We start from the raw sequence: 25,558 nt of genomic DNA, 5'->3' as shown, positions 1-25,558 counted from the left end.
AAGCGATCAGCGGCAGATGAACCGTAGGGGAAGAGCATGGACAGGCGTCAATTCAACAAGCTGGTCGCGGTCGGAGCGGGCTCCGCTGCTGCAGGTCTCCTGACCTCGACCGGCGCTTGGGCGGCCGGCTCGCTCGAGCGGGTCAAGTCTTCGGGCACGTTGCGGATCGGCGCGGTCGCCGACGGGGCGCCCTATTACCAGAAGGTGGTGACGGACGGCAGCTGGCGCGGCTTCTACGTCGATATCTGCAAAAAGCTCGCGGACGATCTCGGCGTCAAGCTGAGCATCCTGGAGACCACCTGGGGCAACTCGGTGCTCGACCTCCAGGCCGACAAGATCGACGTGTTCTTCGGCCTGAACCCCACTCCAGAGCGGCAGAAGGTCATCGATTTCTCCGGCCCCGTCTTCAAGAACGCCTTCACCATGGTGACGAAGAAGGGCCTCGGCGCCAAGAGCTGGGCCGACTTCAACAAGCCCGAGATGCGGATCGCGGTCGATATCGGCTCGTCGCACGACGCTGCCGTGACCCGGCTGGCGCCGCTGGCCGAGATCACGCGCCTGAAGACCGCAAGCGACGCGACCGCCGCCCTGCAGGCCGGCCGGGTCGACGCGCAATGCCTGGTGCTGATCCTCTCGCTGTCGCTGCGGGCCAAGAACGCCGCCATCGGCGAGGTCGTCATGCCGACGCCGGGCGATTTCACCACCTCCAACGCGGGCTTCAAGCGCGAGGCGGACCAATCCTGGCGCGAATTCGTCGATGGCTGGATCAGCAAGGAGCGCGATGGCGGCTTCGTCAAGACGGCCATCGTCAAGAACATGGAGCTCGTCGGCGTCAAGGAGAGCGATTTCCCGCCTGGTTTCGAAATCTGATCATCCGGAGGGCGGGGGTTACCCTCGCCCTCCGCGCGATTGCGCTGACGGGGCCTTGCCGCGATGTATGAGTGGGATTTCTCGATCCTGTGGAACTACCGCTGGTTGTTCCTGCAGGGGCTCGGCGTCACCGTGGGGTTCACGATCGCGACGGTCATCGGTGGGCTGACCATCGGCATGACCGCCTCGATCTGCCTGCTGTCGCGCTTCAAGCTCCTGCGCGGGTTCGCGCTCGGTTTCATCGAGATCTTCCGGTGCACGCCGGTCCTCGTCCAGTTGATCTGGTGCTACTACGCGCTGCCGATGATCGCCGGGATCGAGATGACGCCGTTCACGGCCTCGCTCCTGGCTTTGTCCTGCTATGGCGGTTCGTTCTACGCGGAGATCATCCGCGGCGGCATCGTCTCGATCGACCCCGGCCAGTCGGAGGCCGCCGCGGCGCTGGGGATGATGCCGGCGCTGGCGATGCGCCGCATCATCCTGCCCCAGGCGCTGCGTCGCATGCTGCCCGCGCTGATGAATCAGTCGATCCTTCAGTTCAAGAACACCTCGCTGGTCTCGGTGCTCGCGGTTCCGGATCTGGTCTATCAGAGCCAGATCGCGGCGCATGACAGCTTCCGCCCGCTCGAAGCCTACACCGCGGTCGCGGTCGCCTATTTCATGATCCTGTTCCCGCTGACGCTCTATGTGCGCCACCGCGAACGCCGCATGAGCGCATTGCGATGACGGCGGCCCCGATGATCGAGATCAGCCGGCTGCGGAAGCGTTTCGGACAGCTCGAAGTCCTGAAGGACATCGCCCTTCGGGTCGAACAAGGCGGCGTCGTCGCGCTACTGGGGCCTTCGGGCTCCGGCAAGTCCACATTGCTCCGCTGCATCAATCTTCTGGTCACGCCGGATGATGGCCTCATCCGCGTCGGGACGGAGACGTTCCGGTTCGGCCAGGCGGACAAGCCGCCTCCGGCGAGGGCGCTGGCCGCCTTCCGCTCCCGCACCGGCATGGTGTTCCAAAGCTTCAATCTGTTCCCTCACATGTCGGTTCTGGGCAACGTCATCGAGGCGCCGATCCATGTGAAGGGCCTGGACCGGAAGACCGCCACCGAACGCGCGATGGTGCAGCTCGAAAAGGTCGGCCTCGCCGAGCGCGCCAACCAGATGCCCGACACCCTTTCGGGCGGCCAGAAGCAGCGCGTCGCCATCGCCAGGGCGCTGGCGATGGAACCCGAGGTCATGCTTTTCGACGAGGTGACCTCGTCACTCGACCCCGAACTCGTCGGCGAGGTGCTCCAGGCGATGCAGAAGCTCGCGGCCGATGGCATGACCATGGTGATCGTGACGCACGAGATCGCCTTTGCGCGCGAGGTCGCCGACCGCGTGGTCTTCATGCGCGACGGCTACGTCGTCGAGGAGGGGCCGGCCCGCGAGGTGATCGACACCCCGAAGGTCGAGGCGACGAGGGCCTTCCTGAGCCATTTCCACAAAGGCGCCTTGCCGCGCTGACCGCTGCCTGAAAGCCCGACCGATGGACACGATCCGCAATCTCCGCGTCTTCCTGATCGAAAGCCCGATCAAGATGCAGCGCCAGCAGGGCGTCGGCGACGTCAAGGGCACGGTCAAGCGTGTGCTGGTCGAGCTGACTTCGGCCTCAGGCATCGTCGGCTGGGGGGAGGCTGCGCCCTGGGAAGTCTTCACCGGCACGGCCGAGGCCGCGGTTGCCGCGCTCGACATCTATCTGCGGCCTATCGTGATCGGCGCGCCGATCGACCGCATCCGCGCGCTCACGCTGAAGATGAAGAAGGCGCTCGTCGGGCACGGCGAGGCCAAGCTCGCGATCGAAACCGCGATGTTCGACATCCTCGGCCAATCGTCCGGCCTGTCCGTCGCCGATCTACTCGGCGGGCGGGTCCGCGATACGATTCCCCTGTCATTTTCCATCGCCGATCCCGACTTCGATGCCGATATGCGCCGCATGGAGGAGATGGTGCCGGCCGGCAACCGCATCTTCAAGGTCAAGACCGGCGTGAAATCCCACCGCGAGGATGTCGCGCATCTCGAGGCCATGCGGAACGCTTTCGACGACGGGATCGATCTGCGCATCGACTATAATCAGGCGCTCCAGCCCTTCGGGGCGATCAAGATTCTGCGCGACGTGGACCAGTTCAAGCCGACCTTCATCGAGCAGCCGGTGCCGCGCGATTGTCTCGCCGCGATGGCCTCTTTCGCCGCCGATCTCGATACCCCGATCCTTGCCGATGAAAGCTGTTTCGATGCGCGCGATCTGCAGGAGATCATCCGGCTCGGGGCCGCGGACGCGATTTCGGTCAAGCTGATGAAGACCGGCGGCATGCTGAACGCGCAGGCGCTGATGGCGCTTGCCGATCTCGCGAGCCTGCCCGGCTATGGCGGCACGCTCTACGAGGGCGGCATCGCGCTTGCTGCCGGGACCCAGTTCATCGCGGCGACGCCAGGAATTTCGCTCGGCTGCGAGTTCTACATGCCTCACCATGTCCTCACCGAAGATGTGCTGGAAGAGAAGATCGCCAACCGCAACGGCGAGGTCGTGGTGCCCGATGGTCCGGGCCTGGGAATCCGCGTCTCGGATCACTCCTTGCGGTCGAACGCCCGCATTCTCGCCGAGCTCTGACGGCCTGCGAAAACAAAAAACCCGGCAGCGAAGCTGCCGGGTTTCAGATCGCCTACCGATGCGAAGTGCTCAATCGAGCAAATCGGCCGGCACCTTGCCGCCGTTCTCCGACAGCTTCTTGATGACCGCCTTGTGCAGCCAGACGTTCATGGTCGTCGAGTCGTTGGTGTCCCCGGTGTAGCCGAGCTCGTGAGCGAGCTCCTTGCGCGCGGTCATGCTGCTGTCGAGCTTCAGCGCCTTGAGCAGATCGACGATCGAGGTCTTCCAGTTCAGCTGCTGCCCGCTATCCTGCACCGCCTTGTCGAGGATCGGCGCGACATCGACCGATTGGGTCGCGGTACCAGACGTGCTGCCGGCCGAAGCCGGAGCACCATCCGGCGCCCCGCCGGACGGCGCGGACGCGCCGCCGGCCGGTGTCTGCGCCTTGGCCTCACCGAAGATTGCCTTCTTGATGGAATCGAAAATGCCCATGTGTTTGCTCCCTGGCTGAAAATTGAGTTGGTGATGATTAAGAGCCGAAGCCCTTCTTGATCTGGGCTGCGGCGAAGTCCTGAGCTTCCTTTGCCTTGGCAACGACGGCGTCCATGCCGAAGAACTCGTGGGTGACGCCGGTATAGAGCTGATGCGTGGTGTCGACGCCCGCAGCCTTCAGCTTTTCGACGATCATGTCACCATCCGATTTCAGCGGATCGATCTCGGCGTTGATCACGGTCGTCGGCGGCAGGCCCTTCAGATTGGCCGCGACGAGATTGAGCCGGGGGTCGTTCTTGTCGGCGTCGCTGTTCGGCACGTATTTGAAGAACCACTCCATCATCGCCCGGTTCAGCGGCTTCGCATCGGCGTTCTGCTTCTCCGACGGCGTGTTGAGATCGTTGCTGGCGACGGGGTAAACCGCGACGACCGTCAGAGGCTTGGTCAGGTTCTGGTCGCGCGCGGCGATTGCGGTATTGATCGCGAGATTGCCGCCGGCGCTCTCGCCGACGATCGCGATCTTGCTCGGATCGTAGCCCCACCCTTCCGCGTTCTTCAGGACATATTTGTAGGCCTCGATCGCCTCGTCATGCGCGGCCGGAAACTTCTTCTCCGGGGCGAGCGGATAATCGACGGACACGACGGCGGCGCCTGTTTTGCGGGCAAGCGCCGACGGCGAAGCATCGTACACGTCGAGATCGGCGATCACCCAGCCGCCGCCGCGAAAATAGACCACGATCGGGAGCTTGGAGTCCTTCGTCGCGTTCTCCGGCACATACCAGCGCAGGCGCAGATTGCCCATGTCGGCGAAATGCTGGTTCGAAACCTTCAGGCCGGCATGCGGGTCGGCCTTGATGTTCTTGTCCTTGATGATCTTCATGACCGCGTCGGTCGGCGTCGGCTGTTTGCGCGCCTCGCTCGGCTCCAGCGTCTCGATCGGCTTGCCGCCCAGTCCCGCAAGTACGGCGAGCACCTCGGCCATGTCGGCGTCGGGCTTGGGCGCGGTCGCCTGAGCGGCCGCTGCCGGTGCGGGCTGGGTTTGTGCAAAAGCGGGCGTCATCGCGCTGGTGGCCAGCATAAGGGCGAGCGAAGCTGTACGGAGACTGAAGGTCATGAAGGATCCTGATGGGAGAAACTGCCGACATAACCTCCCCCGGCCCGTCGATGTTCCCCTCCGCTCATGACCCGGCGATGACGATGGCGCGACGGTCAGTCGAAGCGCTGCTCGTTCGGCGATGCCTCGCTTCGCGCGAAAGGCCGGCTCACATGCGGCGAGCCGGCCAGTCCGAAGCGCCAAGGCTGGTCCTTGGCTTTGGAAATGCCGATCCGGGGTCCGCGAATAATCATCGGCGCGGTCTCAGGCAAAGCCAAAGTGAAAGGGGGCTGGAAAAGGCTCATGCCGTTATGCGCCGCGCTGAGGCCCAACGCCTGTGCGAGGCGGCCGGGGCCGGAGCATAAATCCTCGCTCCTGCCTCGGCGCGCAATCATGTCGTCCAGTCCGAAACCCGGCACCAGCGCTCGGATCAACACCGCGCCTTGATGGGCGGCCACGATGTTGAAGCACCAGTGCAGGCCATAGGAGCGATAGACGTAACTCTGCCAGGCCGGGCCGAACATCGCCGCGTTGGCGGGCGTCATCCCGCGAAAGCTGTGAGAGGCGGGGTCGTCGCGCAGATAGGCTTCCGTCTCGACGATCGTCCCGCCGACGCCATCGACGAGCAGGAGCGCGCCGATCAGGCGCTGTGCGAGATCGAGGGCGTCGATGTCTTTGGGTCCAGTCGGTGTCAACTTCCCGAAGCTCCTGAACGTCTCTTGAGCGGATCACGAATGCCGGCCAACGCCAGCGACGCGCAAGATGGCACGGCATGCGCACCGGATCGACCGATTGACAATCACGCCAGGATATATGTTGATATCAACTGTAAACAACGGGTGACCGCAGCGACGTTGCCGCTGAAATGGCTGCTGACGAAGGGGAGACGACCATGAAGATCGTGACCAGCCTTAGCTTTCAGGGACAGTGCCGCGAGGCGTTCGAGTTCTACGCGCAGGTTCTCGGCGGCAAGATCACGACAGCGATTTCCTATGCCAACGCCCCGCCAGGCATGCCGGTCAGCGGCGAGAAATACGCCGGCTGGCTGATGCATTGCTGGCTCGAGGTCGGCGATCAGGCTCTCATGGGTGCCGATATGGATTCGGGCTGGGCGCCGAATATCGAAAAGCCGAAGAACGGCTTCGACGTCACCTTGCACAGCACGGACAAGGCTCAGGGCCAGCGCTGGTTCGATGCCTTGTCGGAAGGGGGCAAGGCGTCGATGCCGTTCGGGGAGACCTTCTGGTCACCCGGTTTCGGGTCTTTGGTCGACAAGTTCGGCATCCCCTGGATGATCAATACGATGCCGTCGGCCGGCTGGAAACCGCAGGGCTGAAGCCGGCCGGCGCAAGCCCGCCGCCGGCTTGCAAGGCCGGCAGCTGGCGACCCGCTCGGCATAGCGCCGAACCCTGCAAGCGAATTCAAGCGACTTCGCAGATGTCCAGGATCGTCAGCATGTAGATCCGAATCATATCGAGGAAATCGCGGATCTCGACGCGCTCGTCGGGCATGGTGTTGTAGCGCCCGCCCGGCCCGCAGACGATGCCCTCCATGCCGGCTTCGGCGTAGAGATGTCCGGCATCGGTGCCGAAAAAGCCCGGAGGCGTGATCGCGCCGGTCGGCTGCGTCTCGCCGCGCACGGCTTGGTAGGCCGCGTTGACGGTCTTCACGATGCGGGCGTCCTTGGCGACCTCGAAGGCCGGCATCGACTGGTGGCCTTCCTTCTTCTCGATACGGATCGACGTCTTCAGCCCGGGGAAACGCTCTTCCAGCGCGGCAAGCTCCCGCTTCATGTCGGCAAGCGCCCCTTCTTGCGTCTGTCCGGGCGCATAACGGCCGGAGCCCTTGAGCTTGCAGTAATCGGCGACCTGCGGGGCGCGCCATTCGTGAAGCTCCTTGCCGAGCGCGCCGTGGACGACGCCGACATGGACGCGGTTGATCGATTCATGCTCGGGCGAGCGGGCGCCCGAAAAAGTCATCGCATTGAGCCGCGGAACGAGATCGCAGGCGGCCATGATGGCGTCGGTGGCCTGCTCGCGCTTGGAGAGATGGCGGGTATTGCCGATAAGTTCGATGACGAAGGAAAAGGCGCAGGCATGCATGGTCACGGCCTGCAGGTCCGTGGGTTCGCTGTTGACGAAATAATCGGCGCGGATGCCGTTTCGGATCGCGGCAACGGTGCCGACGCCGCCTTGCAGCTCGCCGACGACGAATGTCAGGATCACGTCGCCCTTTAGTGTCACGCCGGCATCGATCAGCGTCTTGACCGCGCAATAATAAGCCGCGTCGCCCGCCTTCATGTTGGAGACGCCGATGCCGTAGATGAAGTCGTCGTCGACCAATCCGCCCCAGGGATCGACGGTCCAGCCCTCGGTCGCCGGGTTGGTGTCGAGATGGCCGTTGAACAGCAGGCTTTTGCCGCCGCCCATGCCCTTCCAGCGGCCGATGGCATTGGCGCGGCGGCCTTCGTCGAAGGATTGCGCCTCGGCCTCGAGGCCCATCGCCTGCATCTGATCCACGACATGATGGACGAGCACCTTCTCGCCCTCGGTCTCCGAATAGCTCTTGTGCTTGGCCCAGTCCGAAAGGAGCGCGAGGCAGGCGGTCTCGTCGAGCGAATGGATCAGGTCGCGCGGGTTCATGCGTATGGCCTCTGGCATCAAGCGGCAGCCGTCGCCGGGGCGGGCACGGCAGCAAGCAGGGATTGGGTGTAGGGATGGAGGGGGCCGGTCGAGAGCGTCGCGACATCGACGAGATCGACGAGGTCGCCGCGATACATCACCGCGACCCGGTGGGCGATCTGGCGCACCAGGTTCAGATCATGGGTGATGAAGAGATAGGCCGTTCCGAAGCGCCTCTGGAGATCGACCAGCAGCTCGACCACGGACGCCTGCACGGAGACGTCGAGCGCCGAGGTGATCTCGTCGCAGATCACCAGCTTCGGCTTCGAGGCGAAGGCCCGTGCGATGGCGACGCGTTGCTTTTCACCGCCGGAAAGCTGGTGCGGGTAGCGCTCGGCATAGGCGGCCGGCAGGCGCACCTGTTCCAGCAGCTCGCCAATCCGTGCGGCGTCCTTGCGCGCGCCCGGCTCGCCATAGAGCGCCAGCGGCCGCGACAGGATCTCGCGAATGCGATGGCGCGGATTGAGCGAGGAATCCGGGTGCTGGAAGATGATCTGCACGTCGCGGCGATAGGCGCGGTCCATGTCACCGAGCCCTGTAATGCACCGGCCGGCGAAGCGGATCTCGCCCTCGAACGAGTTCAGCCCCGTCATCGCTTTGGCGAGGGTCGATTTGCCGGAGCCGGATTCGCCGACGATGCCGAGAATCTCGCCCGGCATCACCGAAAGGCTGACCTCGCGATTGCCGGTGAACTGGGTGTCCGCGCGGCCGAGCAGGCCGCCGAGAAAGGGCTTGCGTCCGTAGCGGACGCTAACCTTCTCGACCTCGACCAGAGCCGGCCCCTTTTCGGGAGCCTGCGTCTCGACCAGCCTGTGGTCCGGCCGCGGTACGGCGGCCAGCAGCGTCCGGGTGTAGCTGTCACGAGGCCTGGCGAAGACCTCGCCTACGGCACCCTGCTCGACGATCCGACCGCGATGGATGACAGCGACCCTGGTCGCGATCTGCGAGACCAGCGCGAGGTCATGCGAGATATAAAGCGAGGCGACGCCGGTTTCTTCCTGCAGTTCCTTGAACAGTTCGAGGATCTGCCGCGCGGTGATGACATCGAGCGCCGTGGTCGGCTCATCGAAGATGATGCATTCGGGCTGGCAGGCGAAGGCGGTGGCGATGACGACGCGCTGCTTTTCGCCGCCGGACGCTTCGTGCGGATAGCGCCGCATCATCTCTCGGGGCAACTTCAGCCCGACGAGGGCAAGCCGCGCCTCGCCCTCGGCCCAGGCCTGCTTTCTCGTCAGGCCGCGATGCCGGACAAGGACCTCCGCGAGCTGCTCGCCAAGCGGCAGGGTCGGGTTGAGCGAGGTGCTCGGATCCTGGAAGACCATGCCGATACGCCGGCCGCGGATCGCGTCGATCTCGGCCGGCAAGGCTTTGAGCAGATCATGCCCCGTCAGCCCGATGCTGCCCGTTTCCCGGGCAGTCGTCGGCAGCGACCGCATGATCGCCCAGGCGAGCGAGGTTTTGCCGGAGCCGGACTCGCCGACCAGGCCGAGCACCTCGCCTTTCGCGATCGGCAGGCTGACATTGTCGAGCGCGCGCGTGAAACCCGTCGGTGTCGCGTAATCCAGGCTGTAGCTGGCGATATCGAGGATCGTGCTCATCGCTCAGGTCCTCGGATTGAGCGCGTCGCGCAAGCCGTCGCCGAGCAGGTTGAACCCGATGGCGACGAGCGCGACCGCGAGGCTCGGCCACAAGATCATCCAGGGGCTCAGATGCATGAAGCGGCGCGCTTCGGCGACCATGAGCCCCCATTCGGAAGCCGGCGGCTGCGCGCCCAAACCGAGGAAGGAGAGCGTCGCGAACAGCATCACAGCAAAGGCGACGCGGATCGTCATCTCGACGACGATCGGCGCGATCACGTTCGGCAGCATCTCGCGCAGCACGATGAAGCCGGCGCCCTCGCCGCGCGCGATCGCGGCATTGACGTAGTCCTGCTTGCGCACGGCAAGCGCGACCGAGCGCGTCACCCGCGCCATGCCCGGCGCAAAGGCGAGCGCGATGGCGAGCAAAGCGTTCAGGCTGCTCTTGCCGAGCAGGTTCACGATCAGCAGCGCTAGCAACAGGCTGGGGATCGACATGATCGCGTCGACCGTGCGCATGATCGCCTCATCGCTGCGACCGCCGAGAAAGGCCGAGACGGTGCCGATGACGGCGCCGACCAGCGTGCCGAGCGCCGTCGCCAGAATGGCCAGGACGACGGTGGCCCGGGCGCCGTGCAGCAGCCGGCTCAGGATGTCGCGGCCATACTGGTCCGTCCCGAGCCAGAACTGCGCGCTCGGAGTCTTGTAGCGCATCAGCGGCGCCATCTTCTCGGGATCATAAGGCGCGAACCATGGCCCGGCGACCACGACGAGCAGGATCAAGCCGACGATGACCAGGCCAAGCGCGCCTTGGGGCGAGCGCAGCATCCGCTTGAGGATCTCAGTCATACTGGATCCTCCGGTCGAGCCAGGCATAACAGATGTCGGCGAGGAAATTGGCGACGGCATAGGTCGTCGCCATGATGAGCGCGCCGGCCTGGATCGAGGGCAGGTCGCGCGCCTGGATCGCCACGATGAGCTGGCGGCCGATGCCGGGCAGGGCGAAGATCTCCTCCACCACGATGACGCCGCCGAGCAGGTAGCCGACATCGAGCGCGACGATGGTGATGGTCGGCAGCAGCGCGTTGCGCAGGGCATGCTTGAACTGCACCTGCCGCTTCGAGAGGCCCTTGAGCCGGGCGGCGCGGATGTAATCCGAATGCAGCACATCGACGAGTTCCGAGCGCACCATGCGGGAGACATGCGCGATCAGGATCATCGAGACGGTCAGCACCGGCAGGACAAGGTGCTTCAGCCCCTGCATGGGGTCCTCGGTCAACGGGACATAGCCTGTCGCCGGGAGCCATTGCAGCCAGTCTGCGAACACCAGCACGAACACTGTCGCTGTGACGAATTCCGGCAGCGAAACGCCGATATAGGACAGGAAGCTGACCCCGAGGTCGGCCGCCTTGCCCCGGCGCACCGCCCCGACGATGCCGAGCGGGATCGCCACCGTCAGCATCAGCACGATCGAGAACAAAGCGAGCAGCAGCGAGCGGCCGAGCGCCTCCAGCATGGCCGGTGCCACCGGTTGTCCCGTCCGCATCGAGACGCCGAAATCGCCGTGGAGGACACCGCCCAACCAATGCAGATATTGCATCCAGATCGGGTCGTTCAGCCCCATTCTGGCCCGCACGGCCGCCAGCGCGTCCGGCGTCGCGTTCTCGCCCAGCATCATGACGGCGGCGTCCGCCGGCAGGACCTGGGTGATCGCGAAGACGATCAGCGACACGACGAGCAGCGTGTAGCCGATCAGCAGGACGCGCTTGAGGAGATAGGCCGGCGACATGCTGGCTTGCCCGCTTTTCGCTCAGCCGCGCTTCGGCGCGTTGGCGCCGAGCGAGACGTAGTCTAGCCGGTAGATCGAGCCGCGCGGGTGGAGCTGGTAGCCTTCGACCCAGTCGCGCTGGCCGGCCMGCAGATCGAAGAAGGCCGGGATGATCGAGGGCACCTCGTCATACATCAGCTTCTGCGCCTGCGCGTAGAGCGCACGCCGCTTGGTTTCGTCGACCGTGGAGCGCGCCTCGAAGACGACCTTGTCGAAGGCGGCGTTGTTCCAGCGCGTCTCGTTCCAGGCGGCGTTGGAGGTGTAGAGCAGCGAGAAGATGGCGTCGGCGGTCGCCTGCATGTTGTAGAAGCCGACATAGAAGGAGCCCTTCTTCCAGACCTGGTCGAGATAGGTCGCATGCGGCATGGTCTCGACCTTGATGTCGAAGCCGGCCGGCTTGGCCATCTCACGCAGCGCGACGGCGAGCTGCGTGCGCTGGCCCGGACGGTCCGAAGCGATCAGGGTCGCCTCCAGCCCCCTCGGATAGCCGGCCTCGGTGAGCAAAGCCTTGGCCTTGGCGATATCGGCCTTCTTGGCCGGCTGGTCGGTATAGAAGCGATAGGCAGGGTTCAGCGGAGTGTCGTTGCCGGGCGAGCCGAAGCCTTCCGTCACGAAATCGACCATCGCTTCGCGGTCGACCGTGAGCGCCAGCGCCTGACGAACGCGAACATCGTTGAACGGCTTCTGGTCGCAGCCGAAATTGACGTTGCAGAACTGCCCGGAAGGTAGCCGCAGCGGCTTGACGCCCGAAGCCTTCTGAAGCCGGCCGAACTCCGTTGGCGGCGTGGTGCTGAGCAGGTCGGTATCGCCCGCGATCAGCGCGGAAGCCTCGGCGCTGACGTCCGGGAAGACCAGCACCTCGATGCGGTCGAGATAGGGGCGCCCCTTGTCGTAATAAGCCTCGTTGCGCGCGACCACGACCTGCCGCTCCGGCTCGAACGAGACGAGCTTGAAGGGCCCGGTGCCAATGGCCTGCCGGTCGAGCTTCTCCAGCCCGCCCTTGATGACGGCAGCCGGGATGATCTTGGCGTTGTTGTAGGCCAGGGTCACCGGCAGGTCGGCGAAGGGCGCCGAGAGCGTGAAGACGATGGTGGAATCGTCCTTGGCCACGACCTTGCTGATCGGCCCGACATTCTGGCGCGCGGGCGAGGCCGTCTTGGCGTCGAGGATGGCCTCGAACGTTGCGACCACATCCGCTGCCGTGCAGCTCGAGCCGTCATGGAAGCTCAGCCCCTTGCGCAGGATGAAGGTCCACTCCGTCAGATCGGGCGAGCTCGTCCAGGATTCGGCTAGGTCTGGCTCGGCGCTCATATCGACCTTGACGCGGGTCAGGTTGGAATAAAGCAGCTCCGCCACGAGGTATTCCGGGTTCACCCGGCTCTGGAGCGGGTTCAGCTTCGAAACGGCTTGGTCGACGCTGACGCGCAGCGTGCCGCCACGGCGGGGCGCTTGCCCGAAGGCCGGGACGCCCGACAGGGCAAGACCGCTCAGAGCGGCGGAAGCGGCGAGGAAATCGCGGCGATGGATGCTGCTCGGCATGGGACGCTCCTTCGGCTCAGGACGGGTTCAGGTCGGGATTGATGTCGGGCCGGAAATCGGCGGCGAGATATCTCAGGACGGATTGCGCCAGCGAGGCGATGTCGCTGATCGTCGTGTGTTCGCCCGGGGCATGGATGTTGCGCGACGGCCGCCCGAGACCCCCGAGCAGAACCTCGCTGCGGCCGGTCGCACGCTGGACCCAGCCGAAATCGGAACAGCTTGCCGCGCCCCAGCGGCGGAACTCCTCCGGCGCGTAGCCGAAGCCTGCGCCGACGGCGGCCTGCCAGCGCGGCCAATGCGGCCCGCCTGGATCATCGGTCGGCGCCAGATGCCCGACCAGCGCGATCTCGACGATCAACCCGGTGACGGACGAGACGGCGCGCCGCACCGTATCCTCGATTTCCGACAGCGCCTGCTCGAAAGTCTCTTCCGGCGTATAGCGCCGGTTGAGCGTCAGCTCGAGCAGGGCCGGGACCTGCCCGCCGGCGGTGCCGCCCTTGATCGTGGCGATGTTGAGCTGTGCGGTCAGCACGGCCTTGCCGGGCGGCGGCGGCAAGGCCGAGGCACGCGAGCTGACGCGGGCCTTCAAAGCCGCCAGCGCATTGAGCAGCGGCAGCGAGCCGTCGATCGCGCTATGGCCGAGGCCGAGACGATTGCCCTCGCCGGCATGAACCGCCTGCCCATGAACGCGCACGAGCAGGTTGAACAGGCCGAAGCAGCCGGCCCAGATGCGCGGCTCCGCGCTGCCGTTGAAATTGAGGATATGGCCTTCGAGACGGTTCTGCTCGGCAAGATACCGGATGCCGGGATAAAGCCCGCCCTCCTCGTCGGTGCACAGCAGCAGCATCGGATCGTAGGCGAGGGGGATGCCGCAGGCATCCGCCGCACGCAGGGCCAGCAGGACGGCGGCGATGCAGCCTTTCATATCGGCGGCGCCGAGCCCGGTCAGGCTCTCGCCGTCGCGTCCGAGGCGGAACGGGTCGGTTGTCCAGCCCTCGGCGGGCGGCACGGTGTCGACGTGGAAATACAGGCCGCAGACGGGCTTGCCGGTGCGTCGCGCGGCGATCAGATTGGTGCGCGCACCGTCCGCGGGAGAGTGGGGGACGCGCCACAAAGCTTCGGGCACCGTCACCCGTTCGGTCTGCAGTCCAAGCGGCGCGACCAGTTCTTCCATCAGGCCTGCGAAACCGTCATAGCCCCGGCCCGGCGGAAACGACGTGTCGATCGCGATCATCCGGCCAAGATCGATAACGGCGTCTTCGACCTGCGCCGCGATCCATTCATCGCTTCGCGTCAGCAGGTCCGCATGACCGAGAGACATGTGCGTCGTCGTCATCGCGACGTCGCCGCGCTTGTCGCGCGCAGGGTCGATCTGCAATGGAGCACTGAATTTGCAGCGACCGGGCGGGCCATCTGGCCATCCTCCAACATTCATATAAACTATATAGAAATAGGACTGGACCGCATGCTGCCTGTCAATGCCAAAAAAGCGACGCCCGTTGCCGATGGAAAAGGCATGGCGGCTGGCGCGCCCGTGCTGCCACGGTTTGGTGCCGGCGAAACGTCCCCGCTTTACGAGCGGGTCAAGCGGCACATGTCGGAGGCGATCTTGGTCGGCGAATGGCCGCCGGGGATGGTGCTGCCAAACGAAACGGTTCTCGCCGGCGGCTTCGGAATCGCTGTCGGGACCGTGCGCCGGGCGATGAGCGATCTGGTCGCGGAAGGGCTGCTGACGCGGCGCCGAAAGACGGGCACGGTGGTGACCGGCCGCACGCCCCATCACAGCCTGCGCTTCTTCTTCCAGTATTTTCGCTTGCATCGGGCGGATGGCAGTCTGGTCCGCTCGACCAGTCAATTTTTGAGCATGACCGTCTCGTCGCCGACGCCAGCACAGGCACTGGCCCTGCAGCTCAAGACCGGCAACGTGATCCTGATTCACCGCATCCGGCATGCCGACGGCCGGCCTGTGATGCACGACAGGCTGGTGCTGTCTGCGGATCGGTTACCCGGCTGGCCGAGCGAAGCCACTGAGCTGCCCCCGTTGCTTTATCTCCATCTGCTGGAGCGCTACGGCATCCGCATTTCGGCTGTCCGCGAGCAGATTACCGCCGACCTCGCCACGGAGGAGGACATCGCCTTGCTCCATCTGCCCGGCCGCGAGGCGGTTCTCGCCATCGACGAGGTCGCTTACGATCAGGCGGGGACCCCCACCATTCTCGGCGTCCATCGCGCCACGACGTCGGCCCACGCCTACGTCAACGAAATCCGCTGAGCTGACGTCGAACAAGGCGGCGCGCGCGGGCGGTCTTCACTGCTCTGGGATCGCCGCTCACGGCGAAGCCGGCCAGGTCAGGGGCTGACGCTGTCGGCCACGCGCGTCAGCGTATGGGCCATATGGCGCCCGATCGCCTCCGCCAGCGCATCGCCGTCCCGTTTTGCGAGCGCCGCCATCATCTCCTCGTGCTCGGCGACAGCACCGGCCCATTTCACCGGCCCCTCGTTCCCGACGAAGCGCAGGCGCTTGATGCGGGCCTGCAGCGTCTCGTGCATCTCGGTCAGCACCGTGTTTCCGGATGCAGCGACGATCGCGGTATGGATCGCCTGGTTGAGCTTGAAATATTCCAGCCGGTTGCGCTGCGCGTAAAGCTCCATCATTTGCGCATGAAGGGCAGCGAGAGCCTGGATCGTCTCGTCGGAGGCCTGCGCGCAGGCCAGCCGCCCGCCGAGCTGCTCCAGCGAGGTCAGCACCTCGAGGATCTGACGGAGATCGCTCGCCCTCAGCTTTCGCACCACCGCGCCCTTGGTCGGCTGCATCTCGACCAGCCCCTCGCTGGCGAGCGACTTGATCGCCTCCCGCAACGGCGTGCGGGAGACGCCGAGCTGCGCGCCCACCAGGCCCTCGTTGATGCGCTGCCCCGGCTCGAGCCGGCCTTCGATGATCATGTCGCGCAGACGCTCCAGCACCTCTTCGTGAAGGGTGCGTCGCGGCGTGATGCGGATGATGTCTCCGAGCGCCTCGGTCATGGTCACATCGTCGCTCCAGCCTACGGGTCTGTTTTACGTCAGGTCATCGCTGCCCTGTCAAACCGGGAAGAACAGCGAGTCCTGCCGGCGGCGCATCGCCAGCAAGTCCGAATCCGCGGGGATTTCGACATCGGCCAGCCGGATCGCCTCGCCCGCCGCCACCGGCCGGACCAGATTTCGGTTGGCGACGAGGTAGAACGGAGCCGGCGCTTCCGCCGAAAGCGGTCCGGCCGGACGAATTTCGGCGCCGACATCGGCGATGCTGTGGTGGTGACCGCCCATGGACAAGGTCGTCCCGGCGTTGAGGTCGCGGGTGGGGACGGCTACGAGCTCCTGTCGCGGGCGGTAATCCTCGCCATAGCCCGAGCGGCCTAGACCGGCGGCGTCGAGCAGAGACGTCGCGACCTCGACACCCAGGAGATGGCGCGGAAGATAAAGCGCGGCATGGCGGGCGTCGCGGCTGACGACATGTCCCTTGCCGGCCAGCATCTCCCAGCTCTCGGCATTGTCGCAGCGCACGACGATGAAGACGCCGCCGGCGAAGCTTGCCTCCTCCGCGAGCCGCAGATGATGAAAGACATCGATCCGGCGAGGTCCCGCCAGAAGGCCGCCTTCGCCCGCCTGCGAGAACAGGTCGGCGATTTCCGGGATACGCGCAGGTGGAGCGTGAAAGCCGGCGACATCGACCGTGAAGCCGAGCGCATTGGCGACAAGGACCATCTCGCAAAGATCCGGAACGGCGCGCAACGGGAAGGCGCTGCCGAGGATACGGGCGCGCTCGGCGGCAGCTTCGACGACTGAGCGCTCGCCGGGGAGCCAGCAATCGGCGAGCGCCGGCAGATGCCGCGTCTCCCCGTTGCAAGCGACCGCGCCTGAAGCGGGGTCGAATACGAAGTCGTATTCGCTGGATTTGCCGACAGCGACGATGTCGAGCCCCAAGACCTCGGCCCAGCTCGCAAGCCCGATCAGCAGGCTCGGCTGGTCGCCGTCGACGGGTGTGACCACGACGCCGCGCTCGCGGGCGAGATGGGCGAGGCCTGGACCGACCACGCTGTCGGCCTCCTTCGAGACCAGCGCGACATGCCGCTTCGCCTCGATCGCCGCGAGGCTGTGACGGGTTGCGGCCTCGGGGCTGCCGGTCGCCTCGACCAGCAGCGCGAATGGCAGGCCGATCACGCTGTCAAGCCTGCCGGCCGCCACGCAAAGCCCCGCATCCCAGGCGCGTTTCGCCGCCTCGGGTGTTTCGCAGGCCATCACCAGCGCCGGCTCGTATCCGGCGGCGAGGAAAGCGGCGACAGCCGCGTCGGCGGTCACATCGACGGCGATGCGGGCCTCGATCAGAGCCGTCCGACGAGACTGCGCCAGATAGCTCCGGCCGAAACTCCCGCTACCGATCAGGCAGGTTTCGATCGGCTGTTTGATGCCGGCGTAATGCGCATGGAAATTCATCGGCGTCTCCCGTTCGACCCGCTGCCCCATCGGACATCGGGCGTCTCTCGTTATGCTGCATACAGCATACTTGTCGCGTTTCGAAGCCTGTGCTAGTCGAAAGGGCAGGAATGACAACGGAGCACGGCCGATGAACGACCCGAACAAGGCCGTGAAACCCGTCATAGCGGTCGCAATGGGCGACCCGTCCGGGATCAGCCCGGAGCTCACGGCGCGGATTCTGGCCGAAGCCGATCTTCGCGATGCTGCCCGCTACGTCGTGTTCGGGGACAAGCGCCTACTGGACCTCGGAAGCGCGGATTCAGGGGTCGATCCGGATGTCATGCTCGTGCAGGATGGCGGCGCTCTTCCGGTCGCCTCGGATCGCCCGGTCTTCATCGACCTCGCCAATCACGACCCCGCCGACCTTCAGCGCGGCAAGGCGACGCTTGCCGGCGGCAAGGCCGCCACGCAGAATTTCCGACGGGCTTTGCAGTTCGCCGCGTCAGGACAGGCCGATGCCGTGTTCTTCACGCCCTTCAACAAGGCGGCGATGCGCTTCGCCTATCCCGGTTACGACGACGAGATCCGTTTTGTGCGCGATGCCATCGGTTTTGAGGGCCCCGCAAGCGAATTCAACGTGCTCGACAAGCTCTGGAATGCGCGTGTCACATCGCATATTCCGTTGTCGGAAGTGGCACAGAACATCACGCAGGAGCGCATCCTGCGGGCACTGACGCTGGCCGACGCCAATCTACGCGCGGCCGGATTTTCGCCGCCGCGCATCGCGGTCGCCGGCATCAATCCTCATGCGGGCGACGGCGGCAATTTCGGACGTGACGAGATCGACACGATCGAGCCCGCCGTCCAGGCCGCCAAGGCCAAGGGCTTCACGGTCGAGGGGCCTTTCCCCTCCGACACTGTGTTCTTGCGGGCGAAGAACGGCGATTTCGACGCCGTTCTGACGATGTATCACGACCAGGGACAGATCGCGATGAAGCTGATCGGCTTCGACCGCGGCGTCACGCTGATCGGCGGCTTCCCCTTCCCGATCTGCACGCCGGCGCATGGCACAGCCTACGAGATCGCCGGCAAGGGTATCGCGAACCTCGGCGCGACGCGGGCTGCGCTCTCGCTCGCCATCAAGATGACACAGGACGGAAAGGCCGGGACCCGCGCCGCGGCCTGAGCAAGGCCATTCATTTGGGAGCCGCCGGCAAGAGCGGCCCTTTTCAAATCAAAATCAGGGAGAAAACAATGAAAACCACCATTCTATCAGCCGTGATCGCGGGCGTGGCGCTTTGCGGGGCGACCGTGGCCAAGGCCTGGGAGCCGACCAAGCCGATCGAGTTCATCGTGACGTCCGGCGCAGGCGGTGGCACCGACAATTTCGCCCGTCTCGTGCAGGCGATCATCACCAAGCATAAGCTCGCGGAGCAGCCCATCGTCGTCGTCAACAAGGGCGGTGGCTCGGGCGCGGAAGGCTTCGTCTACGGCAAGGGCGCCAAGGGCGACCCGACCCATGTCATCTTCGGCACCAATAACGCCTATCTGCTGCCTTATGTCGCTAAGCTCGGCTACAAGGTCAGCGACCTCACACCCGTCGCCGCAATGGCGTTCGACGAGTTCCTGCTCTGGGTCAAGGGCGATGCGCCCTATGCCGACGCCAAGAGCTATGTCGAGGCGGTCAAGGCCAAGCCGATGGGCTTCAAGATGGGCGGCAGCCAGTCCAAGGATACCGACCAGACGCTGACCTCGATGATCCAGGACGCCAACGGCGTGAAATGGATCTACGTGCCGTTCCAGGGCGGCAGCGCCGCGGCGGTGCAACTGGCCGGCGGGCATATCGACTCCAACGTCAACAACCCCAACGAGAATGTCGGGCAGTGGAAGGCCGGACAGGTGAAGCCGCTTTGCGTGTTCTCGCCGGAAAAGCTCGCCAAGAGCGACGCCGTCTTCGAGGGCAAGGGCTGGGGCGATATCCCTACCTGCAAGGCTTCCGGGATCCCGATCGAATCCTTCCGCATGCCCCGCACCGTCTGGCTGCCGGCCGGCGTGCCGGACGATGCGGTGACCTACTATGCCAACCTGATGGAGAAGGTCAGCAAGACGCCGGAATGGACCGAATTCGTCCAGCGCACGGCGCAGACCGCGAAGTTCATGAAGGGCAGCGAGTTGGCCGAGTTCATCGCCAAGGACGACGCCGCCAACAGGACGGTCTTCGAGAAGGAAGGCTGGGTCGCGAAGTAGGATTGCGGGACCGGTTTTCCGGTTCATTTCGGAAAACACGCGTCATCCCGGCTTGGCCCGGGATGACGCTCCTATCCTGACAACCCTGCGTTTCTAGCCGTTTCCGCAAGGAGCCAACTCCCCATGATCACCCGGTTCTGGGCCGAGATCGCGATGGCGGTTCTGACGCTCGTCTTTGGCCTCGTCATCGTGAAGGGCTCGCTGGAATTCGGCATCGGCTGGGATTCGTCCGGGCCGCAGCCGGGCACCTTTCCCTTTTATGCGGGGTCGCTGATCGCGCTGGCGAGCCTCGGCACGCTCGGGCTGACCGCCGGCAAGCGGATGACGGACGGAGCAGCCCTGACTGAGGCTTTCCTCGACGCGGAGCGCGGCAGGCGCGTCCTGTCATTCCTGTTGCCGCTTACCGCGTTCGTGCTGCTGAGCGTGACGCTCGGCATGTATGTCGCGACGATCCTCTATCTCGTTTTCACGATGCGCTTCCAGGGCGGCTATGGCTGGATCGCCAGCCTTTCGACGGCTCTGATCACCGCCGCCTTCTTCTACCTGTCGCTGGAAAAATTCTTCCAGATCGCGCTGCTGAAGGGGCCGCTCGAGCCCCTCCTTGGCCTCTAGAGAGAGCACGGCTTCCGGCATGGAGAACATCGCCAACCTGATGCACGGCTTCTCGGTCGCGCTCACGACGCATCATCTTCTGCTGATGGTGGCGGGTGTGCTGCTGGGCGTGCTCGTGGGCGTCCTGCCCGGCCTCGGCGCGCCCAACGGCGTCTCGCTGCTGCTGCCGCTGACCTTCTCGATGGACCCCGTCTCGGCGATCATCCTGCTGACTTCACTGTATTGGGGCGCGCTGTTTGGCGGGTCCACGACCTCGATCCTGTTCAATATCCCCGGCGAGCCGTCCTCGGTGGCAACGACCTTCGACGGTCACCCGATGGCCAAGCAGGGACGCGCCACGGAGGCGCTGTCCTTCGCCTTCCTCTCGGCCGGCTTCGGGGCGCTTTGCGGCGTCATTCTCATCACATTGCTGTCCGGCTGGGTCGCAAGCTTCGCGCTGCGCTTCTCGTCGCCGGAATATTTCGCGGTCTATTTCATGACCTTCGCGAGCTTCATTGGGCTTGGCGGGGCGTCCCCCTTCAAGACCATCGTGTCGATGGGCATGGGCTTCGCCATGGCCACCATCGGGATGGATTCGGTCTCCGGCAATGTGAGGCTCACCTTCGATTACGACGTGCTGCTCGCGGGCGTCAGCTTCCTGATCGCGGTCATCGGGCTCTTCGGCATCGGCGAGCTGCTCCTGACCATGGAAGAGGGGCTGAAGTTCGAGGGCGTTGCCGCCAAGGTCCGCATCCGCGACGTGGTGACGACCGCCGCCAAGCTGCCGCACTACTGGCTCGCTCTGTTGCGCTCATCGCTGATCGGCATCTGGATGGGCATCACGCCGGGGGGGCCCACGGCCGCTTCCTTCATGAGCTACGCCATGGCGAAGCGCTCGTCGCGCAACCCGTCGAAATTCGGAAAAGGTGAGCCCGAAGGCGTGATCGCGCCTGAGACGGCCGACCATGCCGCCGGCTCAGCCGCGATGCTGCCGATGCTGGCGCTCGGCATTCCCGGCTCGGCCACCGCCGCCGTAATGATGGGCGGGCTGATGATCTGGGGCCTCAATCCGGGCCCGACGCTGTTCACAGACCGGCCGGATTTCGTCTGGGGGCTGATCGCCTCGATGTATCTCGGCAATGTCGTGGCGGTCGTGATCGTGCTGGCGACGGTGCCGCTTTTTGCCTCGATCCTGCGCATCCCCTTCTCGATCATCGGCCCGGTCATCGTCGTGATCTGTTTCATCGGCGCCTATACGGCGGCCAGCCGCGAATTCGATATCTGGCTCGCGCTTGTCTTCGGGCTCGTGGGGTACCTGTTCAAGAAACTGGATTATCCGATCGCGCCGCTCGTGCTCGCCATGGTGATCGGCGACAAGGCCGAGGACGCTTTCCGCCAGTCGATGATCTTCAGCCAGGGCTCGCTGTCGATCTTCTGGTCGAACGCGCTGGTTGCCACGCTCATGGCCATCGGCCTCGTCCTGCTGCTGATGCCGCTCGCGGGCAGCGCTTGGCGGCAGATACGATCACCTCGTCGCGAGCGTGTCGGCTGAAGGCAGAGAAGGCCATGATGATGTTGCGCTAGGCGGCGTCGCCAAGAGCCGGCAGGGATTGCAGCAAGGTCTTCCGCGCCGAATGCAGATGGCGTCGACAGTAGAACTCGATATCCATCGGATTTCGAGATTTCAACGCCGCGATATAATCTAGATGCTCAGAGAGGGCCGCGCGGTTGCGCTCGCGTTCACCGGTTTTATTCCACTGGTAGTGATAGTGGAAGATCATCGAGATGACGTCGTAGAAGTCGATCACGAAGCGATTGCGCGATGCGAGGTGGATGAGCCGGTGAAAACGCTCGTCGAGCGGCGAGAATTCGGCCGGGTTTTCTTCGACCCGCTTCAGCAGGGCGTGATGCTCGGCCTCAAGCTCCGTCAGCGCGGCCCAGGCGGAATGATCCGGGGCGAGGCCGGCGAAATGCAGCGCCGATCGCAGTTCGAACATTTCGCGCACATCCATGAGTTCGAGCGCGAATTCATGCGTGAACCCCTTCAGCACCCACTGACTGTGGCGCCGTTTCTCGATCAGGCCGAACCGCGAGAAGCGGATCAGGAATTCGCGGACCGCCGACACCCCGACCTGAAGGTCGCGGGCGATATCCGCTTCGCTGATCAGGTCGCCGGGTTTGACGCCGCCGGCCAGGATACGCTGCATGAATCCACGCTCGATAATGGCGGCGAGCGGGTCGGTCTCGTTGTCGGGGAAGAAATCGGCCGCAACGGGCTTGCGAAGAACCGTTTTCTCGCGGCCGGTCCAGCCGATGATCCCTGCCTCGGATAATTGGGTCAGGATCGAGCGCACGGTCGTGCGGCTGACGCCGAGTTGCGCGACCAGCTCCGCCTCCGAGGGCAGCTCGTCGCGCTTGCAGATACCGCGCAGGGCCGCGTTATAAGCCTCCTTGAAGAGCGTTTTAGGCTTGGCCATCCAGCTGACTCGTCTTGCGCCGCAGAGCCGGCGGGCGCAGCTATAGCTCTCAGCAACGTTTTTTGTCGATGAGAAACATCGGGAGCAGAGAGCCTGCGGTAGAAGCGGCGACGCTCGAAGGTCTGCGGGGAACCGTAATGGGCCGCGTCACCGCAATGCAAACTAAATAAGGCCAATCTTCGCTGCGATGCAGCGCAGAATCAGGCACAGGCTGCCATCAAGTGCCTTGCCAACCTCCGGAACTGCCGTTACGCTTCATCTGTATCTAATCAATAAGGTACAAGAGCTCAGCAAAGAGCCTTATTCTCTGGGAGGAGCCCCGTCATGATCACTGTCACGCGCTCGCGCGTCTGTTCCCTGCTCGCCGGCGCCGCTTTCGCACTGGGTGCATCTGCGATGTCCGCCCCGGCCCGGGCCGATGTCACCATCCCCATCATCGTCAAGGACACCACGTCCTTCTATTGGCAAATCGTGCTCGCCGGTGCGCGGAAGGCCGGCAAGGACCTCGGCGTCAACGTCCCCGAACTGGGCGCGCAGAGCGAGGCGGATGTGAACGGCCAGATCTCGATCCTCGAGAATTCCGTGGCGGGCAAGCCCGCCGCCATCGTAATCGCGGCGACCGAAAAATCCGCGCTCGGCGCGCCGATCACGGCGGCGGCGAAATCGGTGCCCATCATCGGCATCGACTCGGCGGCGGACTCCACGGCCTTCACCTCCTTCCTTACGACCGACAACGTCCAGGGCGGCCGCATCGCCGCCGACGGTCTCGCCGCCGCGATCAAGGCCAAGACCGGCAAGGAGCAGGGCGATGTCGTGCTCATCACCTCCCTGCCGAACGCCGGCTCCCTCGAGCAGCGCAAGCAGGGCTTCATCGAGCAGCTCAAGAAATATCCGGGTCTGAAGCTCGTCGCCGACCGCTATGCGGACGGGCAGGCGGCGACCGGCCTCAACATCACCACCGATCTGCTGACGGCGAATCCCAACCTCGTCGGTATCTTCGCGTCGAACCTCATCATGGCGCAGGGCGCCGGTCAGGCGATCGCGGAGAACGGCATCAAGGGCAAGGTCGCGTTGATTGGCTTCGACAGCGACGAGCGGACGGTCGGCTTCCTCAAGGACGGCGTCATCGCGGCCCTCGTGGTACAGGACCCGTTCCGGATGGGCTATGACGGCATCAAGACTGCGCTGGCCGCCTCCAAGAAGGAAAAGGTCGAGAAGGATGTCGATACCGGCGCCAACCTGATCACCTCCGCGACGATGAACGAAGCACGCGCGCAGGAACTCCTGAACCCGAAGGTCAAGTAAGGCTCGGCAGGGGGCGCTCCGTCGGGTCAGCGGGCGCCGCTGTGGCGGCGCTCGCCTGATCTGCCCGAGAAAGGCCGTCAGTCCCCGCAAACGCAGATCGAGCGGTTCGCCGCATCGCTCCGCTCCTCGGCGCGCTGCCTCTCGAAAGCGAAGTTCGGGCCGAGCGCCTGCCCTTCGGCGTGTGTCCTCGGACCTCCCTGCACTCGCGACAACAAGGCTATTCATGCCGGCAGCGCTCGACGTGCTTCCCCATCCGACCAGCGACACGCTGCCGCCGCGGGGCGGGCCCATCCTCGAGCTGAGAGCACTCGAAAAAAGTTACGGCCCGGTGCTGGCCCTGCGGCCATCGACGCTGGCGTTCGAAGCTGGTGAAATTCACGCCATCGTCGGTGAGAACGGCGCCGGCAAATCGACGCTGATCAAGCTCCTCACCGGCGTCATTCGTCGCTCCGGAGGCGAAATCCTCTGGCGAGGGAACCCTGTCGCGCTGGCCACGCCGCAGGAGGCGATCGACCACGGCATCAACGCCGTGCACCAGGAGGTGGTGCTTTGCCGCCATCTTTCGGTGGCCGCCAACATCTTCCTCGGCGACGAGGATGCCCGCTTCGGCCTTCTGCGAAAACGCGAGATGAATCGCGCCGCGCAGCGAATCCTCGATGATATGGGCTTCCAGCTGCCTGCCCATGCCGAGCTGGGCTCGCTCACCATCGGCCAGCAGCAACTCGTCGCGACGGCGCGAGCTTCGCTGCGTGGCACGCGCTTCATCATCTTCGACGAGCCGACGGCCTATCTCACGCGCCAGGAGGCCGCCCAGCTCTTCGCCCTGATCCGCCGCCTGAAGGCCGAGGGTGTGACGATCGTCTACATCTCGCATCGCATGGAAGAGATCTTCGAGCTGGCCGACCGCGTCTCGGTGCTGCGCGACGGCCTGCTGGTCGGCACGCGCCAGATCGGCGAGACGAACGACGCCGAACTGGTCTCCATGATGATCAACCGCTCGCTGGAGCAGATCTATCACAAGGAGACCATCGCGCGGGGCGAGCCGCTGATCGAGGCGCGACACCTCTCCGGCCAGGGCTTCGCCGATGTCTCGCTCACCGTCCGGCGCGGCGAGATCGTCGGGCTCTACGGGTTGATCGGCGCGGGACGCTCGGAGTTCGCGCTCTCGCTCTTCGGGCGCAACCCGAAGATGGCGGGCGAGATCGCGTGGAAGGGCAAAAGCGTCGACATCACTAGCGAGCGCCGCGCGATCGATCTCGGCATGGCGCTCGCCCCCGAGAGCCGGCGCGACCAGGGCCTCGCGCTGAACCTGCCGATCGGCCTCAATCTCAACCTTCCCGTTTACGACCGCCTGACCAAGGGCCTCCTCATTTCCCGGAGCGAGGAGAGGGCGGCGGCGGAACGGCAGATCCGCGACCTGCAGATCAAGACGCCCGGCCCGCGCTCGCTGGCCTCCTCGATGTCCGGCGGCAACCAGCAGAAGATCGTGATCGGCAAATGGCTGAACCACGGCGCCGAGCTCTTCATCTTCGACGAGCCGACGGTCGGCGTCGATGTCGGCACGAAAGCCGAGATCTACCGGCTGTTCGGCGCGTTGCTGAAGCGCGGTGCCGGCATCCTGCTGATCTCGTCCTATCTGCCCGAGGTGTATGAGCTCGCCGACACGCTGCACGTCTTTCGAGGCGGCAAGCTCGTCGGCACGCATGACTACCGGGCGGCAAGCCACGAAGACATCCTGGCCGAGGCGATCGGCGTCTGACCCCTCAACCGGGAGACCACTC

24 protein-coding genes are annotated in these 25,558 nt (G+C 65.0%); 12 read left to right on the top strand and 12 right to left on the bottom strand.

Annotated features, from left to right (window positions below; translation table 11 throughout):
• The first annotated feature begins 36 nt into the window (after positions 1-36).
• The 4 genes from AC1DR6_RS12870 to AC1DR6_RS12855 all read left to right on the top strand — a co-directional run bounded on the left by AC1DR6_RS12870 (position 37) and on the right by AC1DR6_RS12855 (position 3,513).
• Positions 37-870, top strand: a complete 834-nt coding sequence (locus AC1DR6_RS12870) for a transporter substrate-binding domain-containing protein (RefSeq protein WP_476829630.1) — start codon at positions 37-39, stop codon at positions 868-870.
• Positions 871-933: 63 nt separating this feature from the next.
• Positions 934-1,596 (top strand): amino acid ABC transporter permease, encoded by a 663-nt coding sequence (locus AC1DR6_RS12865; protein WP_476829629.1) that lies wholly within the window; start codon positions 934-936, stop codon positions 1,594-1,596.
• A complete protein-coding gene (locus AC1DR6_RS12860) occupies positions 1,593-2,369 on the top strand; it encodes an amino acid ABC transporter ATP-binding protein (RefSeq protein ID WP_476829628.1) in 777 nt (258 codons plus the stop codon). The genes AC1DR6_RS12865 and AC1DR6_RS12860 overlap by 4 nt, the downstream gene beginning before the upstream one ends.
• Positions 2,370-2,391: 22 nt before the next feature.
• Positions 2,392-3,513 carry an enolase C-terminal domain-like protein gene (locus AC1DR6_RS12855; RefSeq protein WP_476829627.1) on the top strand — a complete coding sequence of 374 codons (1,122 nt, stop codon included), beginning with the start codon at positions 2,392-2,394 and terminating at the stop codon, positions 3,511-3,513.
• Between the two features lie 69 nt (positions 3,514-3,582).
• On the opposite strand, the gene AC1DR6_RS12850 is transcribed toward AC1DR6_RS12855, so the two are convergent.
• From AC1DR6_RS12850 to AC1DR6_RS12840, 3 genes are all read right to left on the bottom strand, one after another.
• Entirely contained in the window at positions 3,583-3,984 is a 402-nt protein-coding gene (locus AC1DR6_RS12850; protein WP_476829626.1) for a DUF3597 domain-containing protein, read from the bottom strand.
• Between the two features lie 37 nt (positions 3,985-4,021).
• Complete coding sequence (locus tag AC1DR6_RS12845) at positions 4,022-5,098, bottom strand: alpha/beta hydrolase (protein WP_476829625.1); 1,077 nt, start codon at positions 5,096-5,098, stop codon at positions 4,022-4,024.
• A gap of 95 nt (positions 5,099-5,193) precedes the next feature.
• Positions 5,194-5,772 carry a DNA-3-methyladenine glycosylase gene (locus tag AC1DR6_RS12840; RefSeq protein ID WP_476829624.1) on the bottom strand — a complete coding sequence of 193 codons (579 nt, stop codon included), beginning with the start codon at positions 5,770-5,772 and terminating at the stop codon, positions 5,194-5,196.
• Between the two features lie 197 nt (positions 5,773-5,969).
• On the opposite strand from AC1DR6_RS12840, the gene AC1DR6_RS12835 reads away from it, so the two are divergent.
• Positions 5,970-6,413, top strand: coding sequence for a VOC family protein (locus tag AC1DR6_RS12835; RefSeq protein WP_476829623.1), 444 nt, complete (start codon positions 5,970-5,972; stop codon positions 6,411-6,413).
• A gap of 85 nt (positions 6,414-6,498) precedes the next feature.
• On the opposite strand, the gene AC1DR6_RS12830 is transcribed toward AC1DR6_RS12835, so the two are convergent.
• The 6 genes from AC1DR6_RS12830 to AC1DR6_RS12805 are packed head-to-tail and all read right to left on the bottom strand — an operon-like array spanning position 6,499 to position 14,038.
• A complete protein-coding gene (locus AC1DR6_RS12830; protein ID WP_476829622.1) occupies positions 6,499-7,719 on the bottom strand; it encodes a M20 family metallopeptidase in 1,221 nt (406 codons plus the stop codon).
• Between the two features lie 17 nt (positions 7,720-7,736).
• Positions 7,737-9,356 (bottom strand): dipeptide ABC transporter ATP-binding protein, encoded by a 1,620-nt coding sequence (locus AC1DR6_RS12825; protein ID WP_476829621.1) that lies wholly within the window; start codon positions 9,354-9,356, stop codon positions 7,737-7,739.
• A gap of 3 nt (positions 9,357-9,359) precedes the next feature.
• Positions 9,360-10,184, bottom strand: coding sequence for an ABC transporter permease (locus tag AC1DR6_RS12820; RefSeq protein WP_476829620.1), 825 nt, complete (start codon positions 10,182-10,184; stop codon positions 9,360-9,362).
• Complete coding sequence (locus AC1DR6_RS12815) at positions 10,177-11,124, bottom strand: ABC transporter permease (protein ID WP_476829619.1); 948 nt, start codon at positions 11,122-11,124, stop codon at positions 10,177-10,179. Before AC1DR6_RS12815 ends, AC1DR6_RS12820 begins: the two co-directional genes overlap by 8 nt.
• A 21-nt stretch (positions 11,125-11,145) precedes the next feature.
• Complete coding sequence (locus AC1DR6_RS12810; RefSeq protein WP_476829618.1) at positions 11,146-12,702, bottom strand: ABC transporter substrate-binding protein; 1,557 nt, start codon at positions 12,700-12,702, stop codon at positions 11,146-11,148.
• A 16-nt stretch (positions 12,703-12,718) separates the two neighbouring features.
• Positions 12,719-14,038, bottom strand: a complete 1,320-nt coding sequence (locus AC1DR6_RS12805) for a M20 family metallopeptidase (protein WP_476829617.1) — start codon at positions 14,036-14,038, stop codon at positions 12,719-12,721.
• Positions 14,039-14,167: 129 nt separating this feature from the next.
• Here AC1DR6_RS12805 and AC1DR6_RS12800 point away from each other — a divergent pair, with 129 nt between their 5' ends.
• Positions 14,168-14,974 (top strand): GntR family transcriptional regulator, encoded by an 807-nt coding sequence (locus AC1DR6_RS12800; RefSeq protein WP_476829616.1) that lies wholly within the window; start codon positions 14,168-14,170, stop codon positions 14,972-14,974.
• A gap of 77 nt (positions 14,975-15,051) precedes the next feature.
• On the opposite strand, the gene AC1DR6_RS12795 is transcribed toward AC1DR6_RS12800, so the two are convergent.
• The gene (locus tag AC1DR6_RS12795; protein WP_476829615.1) at positions 15,052-15,726 is read right to left on the bottom strand and encodes a GntR family transcriptional regulator; all 675 of its coding nucleotides are present in this window, start codon (positions 15,724-15,726) and stop codon (positions 15,052-15,054) included.
• Positions 15,727-15,783: 57 nt separating this feature from the next.
• Positions 15,784-17,175, bottom strand: coding sequence for a flagellar biosynthesis protein FlgA (locus AC1DR6_RS12790; RefSeq protein ID WP_476829614.1), 1,392 nt, complete (start codon positions 17,173-17,175; stop codon positions 15,784-15,786).
• A gap of 130 nt (positions 17,176-17,305) precedes the next feature.
• Between AC1DR6_RS12790 and AC1DR6_RS12785 the strand changes: the two genes are divergently transcribed.
• From AC1DR6_RS12785 to AC1DR6_RS12770, 4 genes are all read left to right on the top strand, one after another.
• Complete coding sequence (locus AC1DR6_RS12785; protein ID WP_476829613.1) at positions 17,306-18,343, top strand: 4-hydroxythreonine-4-phosphate dehydrogenase PdxA; 1,038 nt, start codon at positions 17,306-17,308, stop codon at positions 18,341-18,343.
• Positions 18,344-18,411: 68 nt separating this feature from the next.
• Positions 18,412-19,404 (top strand): Bug family tripartite tricarboxylate transporter substrate binding protein, encoded by a 993-nt coding sequence (locus AC1DR6_RS12780; RefSeq protein WP_476829612.1) that lies wholly within the window; start codon positions 18,412-18,414, stop codon positions 19,402-19,404.
• 123 nt (positions 19,405-19,527) lie between these two features.
• Positions 19,528-20,016, top strand: coding sequence for a tripartite tricarboxylate transporter TctB family protein (locus AC1DR6_RS12775; RefSeq protein WP_476829611.1), 489 nt, complete (start codon positions 19,528-19,530; stop codon positions 20,014-20,016).
• Positions 20,017-20,035: 19 nt separating this feature from the next.
• Complete coding sequence (locus AC1DR6_RS12770; RefSeq protein WP_476829610.1) at positions 20,036-21,547, top strand: tripartite tricarboxylate transporter permease; 1,512 nt, start codon at positions 20,036-20,038, stop codon at positions 21,545-21,547.
• A gap of 28 nt (positions 21,548-21,575) precedes the next feature.
• Here AC1DR6_RS12770 and AC1DR6_RS12765 read toward each other — a convergent pair whose 3' ends face one another.
• Positions 21,576-22,472: a GntR family transcriptional regulator gene (locus AC1DR6_RS12765; RefSeq protein WP_476829609.1), complete on the bottom strand. Its 897-nt coding sequence runs from the start codon at positions 22,470-22,472 to the stop codon at positions 21,576-21,578.
• A 324-nt stretch (positions 22,473-22,796) separates the two neighbouring features.
• Between AC1DR6_RS12765 and AC1DR6_RS12760 the strand changes: the two genes are divergently transcribed.
• Positions 22,797-23,777, top strand: coding sequence for a substrate-binding domain-containing protein (locus AC1DR6_RS12760; RefSeq protein ID WP_476829608.1), 981 nt, complete (start codon positions 22,797-22,799; stop codon positions 23,775-23,777).
• 223 nt (positions 23,778-24,000) lie between these two features.
• Entirely contained in the window at positions 24,001-25,536 is a 1,536-nt protein-coding gene (locus AC1DR6_RS12755) for a sugar ABC transporter ATP-binding protein (protein WP_476829607.1), read from the top strand.
• Positions 25,537-25,558 lie beyond the last annotated feature (22 nt).

The organism is Allobosea sp. P5_A5 (assembly GCF_056400625.1).
Note: the sequence above shows the minus strand (reverse complement) of the source record. Positions and strands in the feature narration are given on the sequence as shown.